Origin of the sequence: Aeromonas sp. HMWF014 (genome assembly GCF_963878295.1) — a bacterium.
Classification (GTDB): domain Bacteria; phylum Pseudomonadota; class Gammaproteobacteria; order Enterobacterales; family Aeromonadaceae; genus Aeromonas; species Aeromonas popoffii.
In genome coordinates this window covers 6304-11262 of the sequence record NZ_CAWNYS010000217.1, presented here as the reverse complement: position 1 = coordinate 11262, position 4959 = coordinate 6304, and the positions used below count along the sequence as shown (strand labels likewise).

The following is a 4959-nucleotide window of genomic DNA, read 5'->3' as shown; positions in this document are numbered from 1 at the left end:
CCCCTGTATGGCGGGCCAGCGCCCTGGCCGGATCGCTAAATGACTGGCCTGCCACGAAATAGGGCGGGTTGGAGACGATGAGATCGTAGGGAGGGGCCCGATAATCTTGAATGGCGTTTTCCACTATGTTGACCCGTGAGGTCCAGGGGGAGGCGGCCACATTCGCGCGCGCCTGTGTCGCTGCATCCCTATCCAGTTCCACCCCGTCGATGAGGCAGTCGGATCGGCTGCGCTGGGCCAGCATCAGTGCGATAAGACCGCTGCCTGTGCCAATGTCCAGCACCCGACTGGCGTTGGCAACCGGTGCCCAGGCGCCTAGCAGTATGCCATCCGTGCCCACCTTCATGGCGCAGCGGTCGTGCTCGATATGAAACTGTTTGAAGGTAAAACCACTATTTAGTCCCATCTGACCCCCTACCATATGCCGGCTACACAGAAAATGGTCGGCGATTATAGCGACTAAGCCACAGTCACCATAGGAGCCGACGACATAATCGCCTATAATCTGCCGTTTCCTTAATGACCGAGTATTGCCATGAGCCAGTCCTTTGATGATTTCGACCTGAATCCAGCCCTCAACCGGGCCTTGGCCGAGATGGGATTCACCCGCCCCACCACCATCCAGCAGATGGTGCTGGAGCCAGCCCTGGACGGCCGCGATATTCTGGCATCCGCTCCGACCGGTACCGGCAAGACGGCCGCCTTCCTGCTGCCCGCCCTGCAGCATCTGCTGGACTTCCCGCGCCGCAAGCCGGGTCCGTGCCGCATGCTGATCCTGACCCCGACCCGCGAGCTGGCCCTGCAGGTCACCGCCCACGCCAAGGCGTTGGCGGTGCACACCAACCTCAGCATCGAGACCATCATCGGTGGCGTCAGCCACGACGAGCAGCTGCCAGCCCTGACCAAGACCACCGACATCGTAGTGGCGACCCCGGGTCGTCTGCTTGAGTACATAGAGAAAGAGGAGTTCGAGAGCCACGACATCGAGGTGCTGGTGCTGGATGAAGCGGATCGCATGCTGGACATGGGCTTCATCAAAGACGTGAACCGTATCGTGGCCGAGGCGCGCTATCGCAAGCACACCATGCTGTTCTCCGCCACCCTGGAAGGGGCTGGTCTTGAGAAGTTTGCCAACGAGATCCTCAACGAGCCGGTGGAGCTGCACGCCGAGCCGCCCCGCAGTGAGCGTCGCCCCATCACCCAGTGGGTGCATCTGGCCGATGATGCCGCCCACAAGCTGGCCCTGCTGGTGCATATCCTCAAGGATCCTGACACCCAGAAAGCCATCGTCTTTGTCAGAACCCGTGAACGGCTGGCGGAGCTCTCCGGCCAGTTGCAGGCTGCCGGCGTCTCCTGCGCCTGGATCCGTGGCGAAATGGAGCAGAGCAAGCGCATCGAATCGATCCGCAAGTTCCATGCGGGAGAAGTGCCTTTTCTCATCGCTACCGACGTCGCTGCCCGTGGCATCGACTTGCCCAACGTCAGCCATGTCATCAACTACGACATGCCTTATGGCACCGACGTGTATGTGCACCGTATCGGTCGGACTGGCCGTGCCGGCAACCGTGGCTGCGCCATCAGTCTGGTGGAGGCGCACGACATGGGCATGGTCGCCAAGATTGAGCGTTACACCGAAGAGCGTCTCAAGCGCCGGGTGATCGATGAGCTGCGTCCCAAGCACAAAGAGGCGCGGGTACCGGTGAAGAAGAAAAAGCCGAAGGATGGCAAGAAGAAGAGTGCCAAGAAGAAAAAGAAATAAGCTATGCCTGCTGCAACGGTCATCCTCGGATGGCCGTTTTGCTTGTTGCCTGTGGTGAATGTGCCTGTATTCGCGGATAGCGTGCAGAAAAAAGCCGACGTATAAACGTCGGCTGATAAAAAGTGCTTACAACAGAGGATTCATGTATTCAGACCCGGGGATCCTGAATTTGGTTCCCTCTTTCTGTAATTAATTTTCGGCGCGTTTAAACATCAGGGTCTGAGCGTCAGACTCTTCTGGCACGAAGTAGTAACCATCGCTGTTGAAGCTGGTCAATTGTTCCACCTCGGTCAGCCGGTGCTTGATGATGTGACGGGCCATCATGCCACGCGCCTTCTTGGCGTAAAAGCTGATGATCTTGAACTGGCCGTTCTTCTCGTCCTTGAAAACAGGGGTGACGATCCTGCCCTTCAGGGCTTTTGCTCGTACCGACTTGAAATACTCGTCAGAGGCCAGGTTGATCAGCACCTCGTCCCCTTGCGCCGCCAGCGCTGCATTGATGTGCTGGGTAATCACATCCCCCCAAAACTGGTAGAGGTCCTTGCCGCGACTGTTATCGAGCCGGGTCCCCATCTCCAGCCGATACGGCATCATGAGATCGAGCGGACGCAGCACGCCATAGAGACCTGACAGCATGCGCAGGTGCCCTTGGGCAAAATCGAGATCCGCGTCGCTGAAATCCTCCACCGCCAGCCCCGTGTAGACATCTCCCTTGAACGCCAGCAGTGCCTGGCGGGCATTGCCTGGGTGGAAGTCAGGTTGCCATTGGGCGAAGCGGGCGGCGTTGAGGCCGGCCAGCTTGTCGCTGATCTTCATCAGACTGGCGATCTGATCCGGCGTTAGCTGGCGGGCCCGGGTGATCAGCTCGGCTGAGTGATCCAGCAATTCGGGTTGGGTGAAACGGGAGCTCACCAGAGGCGACTCGTAATCCAGTGTTTTGGCCGGGGAAACCACAATCAGCATAACGATCCTTTATAGCGGTGACACACGCCCCTCATTCATCCAGGGTGACGTTGTCGAGTGTGCCTGCACCCAGCTGCTCACGGCCGGACAGCTTGATCAGCAGTCGCAGGTCGTTGGCCGAGTCGGCATGGGCAAGGGCCTCACTGTAGCCAATTTGGCCAGCACAGAACAGAGTGAACAGCGCCTGATCGAAGGTCTGCATGCCGAGCTCGGTGGACTTGGTCATCACCTCCTTGAGGCGATGCATCTCCCCCTTGCGGATGATGTCGGTAATGAGCGGGGTGTTGAGCAGTACCTCGAAGGCCGCAAAACGGCGGCGACCGTCCACGCTCGGAAGCAGTTGCTGGGCCACGATGGCGCGCAGGTTGAAGGAGAGATCAAACAGAAACTGGCGGTGTTTCTCCTGCGGTACCAGGTGGAGGATGCGATCCAGTGCCTGGTTGGCATTGTTGGCGTGCAGGGTGGCGAGACAGAGGTGACCCGTCTCGGCAAATTGCAGCGCAAACTCCATGGTCTCAGAGTTTCGGATCTCGCCGATGAGGATCACGTCCGGCGCCTGGCGCAGCGAACTCTTCAGTGCCACGTCGAACGACTCTGTGTCTATCCCCACCTCCCGCTGGGTGATCAGGCTGCGGCCGTGCTGGTGCACGAACTCCACCGGGTCTTCCACTGTCAGTATATGGCCATCGGCATGCTGGTTGCGAAACCCTATCATGGCGGCCTGGGTGGTGGACTTGCCCGCACCGGTGGCGCCGACAAACAGCACCAGCCCGCGCTTGGCCATGGCCACTTCCTGCAAGATGGGGGGCAGGGTCAGCTCATCGAAGGTCGGGATCCGGGTCTCGATGCGGCGCAGTACCATGCCAGGCAACTCCTGCTGCCAGAAGGCGCTGACCCGAAAACGGCCAAGATCCTCGCGGTGGATGGCGTAGTTAGCTTCTTTGGTGCGGATGTAGCGCTCGAAGTGATCGCTACTGAGGGTATCTCTGACCAGCGTCAGCGCCCCCTTCTTGTCGAGCGCCTCGCCCCCCAGCGACACCAGATGGCCATTCACCTTGAGGGTGGGCGGCGAGCCCACCGTCACAAACAGATCCGATCCCTTTCGCTTGACCAGCTCGGTCAGCAGATCATCCAGATTCATCATTTATCCCTCCCTGGGTTCTAGGCTCTTAAACGCTGTTGGGGTCGACCGCCTTGGCCTTGGCATCCAGGGAGGCCACCACGCCACGACTGACCAGTTGCTTGAGGCTCTGATCCATGGTCTGCATGCCGTGGGTCATCCCGGTCTGGATCACCGAGTAGAGCTGGGCGATCTTGTCTTCCCGGATGAGGTTGCGCACCGCGGGTATGCCCATCATGATCTCGTGGGCCGCCACCCGGCCACCGCCGATCCGCTTGAGCAGGGTCTGGGAGATGACGGCGCGCAGGGATTCAGAGAGCATGGATCGCACCATGTCTTTTTCCGCGCCGGGGAAGACGTCGATGATACGGTCTATGGTCTTGGCCGCTGACGAGGTGTGCAGGGTGCCAAACACCAGGTGGCCCGTCTCGGCCGCCGTCATGGCCAGACGTATTGTCTCGAGATCGCGCATCTCGCCCACCAGTATGATGTCTGGGTCTTCCCGCAGTGCCGAGCGCAGGGCGTTGCTGAAGCTCTTGGTATCGCGGTGTACTTCCCGCTGGTTCACCAGACAGCGTTTGTTCTCGTGTACGAATTCGATGGGGTCTTCGATAGTGAGTATGTGGTGGTGGAAGTTCTCGTTGATGTAGTTGACCATGGCCGCCAGTGTGGTGGACTTGCCCGAGCCGGTCGGGCCTGTCACCAGCACCAGGCCGCGGGGGTATTCGGAGATCTTGCGAAAGATCTCGGGGGCATCGAGATCCTCCAGACTCAGTACCGTGCTGGGGATGGTACGAAACACGGCCCCCGAACCGCGCGATTGCTGGAAGGCGTTGACCCGGAAGCGGGCCAGATTGGGCACCTCGAACGAGAAGTCGACCTCGAAGTTCTCCTCCAGTTCCTTGCGCTGGTGGTCGTTCATGATGTCGTAAATGAGGGCATGCACTTCCCTGTGTTCCAGGGCGGGCAAATTGATCTTGCGAACCTCACCATCAACCCGGATCATCGGGGGAACCCCGGCCGAGAGGTGTAGATCCGAGGCTTTATGCTTTACACTGAAAGCCAATAACTCTGTGATATCCATAGATTTGTCATTCTCCCATCACAAGATCACTAA

Annotated in this window: 5 protein-coding genes; 1 reads left to right on the top strand and 4 read right to left on the bottom strand. The window is 59.3% G+C overall.

Annotated features, from left to right (window positions below):
• The coding region (locus tag AAC083_RS08695) for a tRNA1(Val) (adenine(37)-N6)-methyltransferase (RefSeq protein ID WP_146181626.1) at positions 1–406 on the bottom strand (406 nt) is incomplete at its 3' end.
• Positions 407–535: 129 nt separating this feature from the next.
• On the opposite strand from AAC083_RS08695, the gene srmB reads away from it, so the two are divergent.
• Entirely contained in the window at positions 536–1759 is a 1224-nt protein-coding gene (gene srmB / locus AAC083_RS08690) for an ATP-dependent RNA helicase SrmB (protein ID WP_108536337.1), read from the top strand.
• 189 nt (positions 1760–1948) lie between these two features.
• Here srmB and yaaA read toward each other — a convergent pair whose 3' ends face one another.
• The 3 genes from yaaA to tapT are packed head-to-tail and all read right to left on the bottom strand — an operon-like array spanning position 1949 to position 4926.
• Positions 1949–2722, bottom strand: coding sequence for a peroxide stress protein YaaA (gene yaaA / locus AAC083_RS08685; RefSeq protein ID WP_108536336.1), 774 nt, complete (start codon positions 2720–2722; stop codon positions 1949–1951).
• Positions 2723–2753: 31 nt separating this feature from the next.
• Positions 2754–3863, bottom strand: coding sequence for a type IVa pilus ATPase TapU (gene tapU, locus AAC083_RS08680; RefSeq protein WP_108536338.1), 1110 nt, complete (start codon positions 3861–3863; stop codon positions 2754–2756).
• A 28-nt stretch (positions 3864–3891) separates the two neighbouring features.
• Positions 3892–4926, bottom strand: a complete 1035-nt coding sequence (tapT, locus tag AAC083_RS08675; RefSeq protein WP_005320466.1) for a type IVa pilus ATPase TapT — start codon at positions 4924–4926, stop codon at positions 3892–3894.
• Positions 4927–4959: the final 33 nt, after the last annotated feature.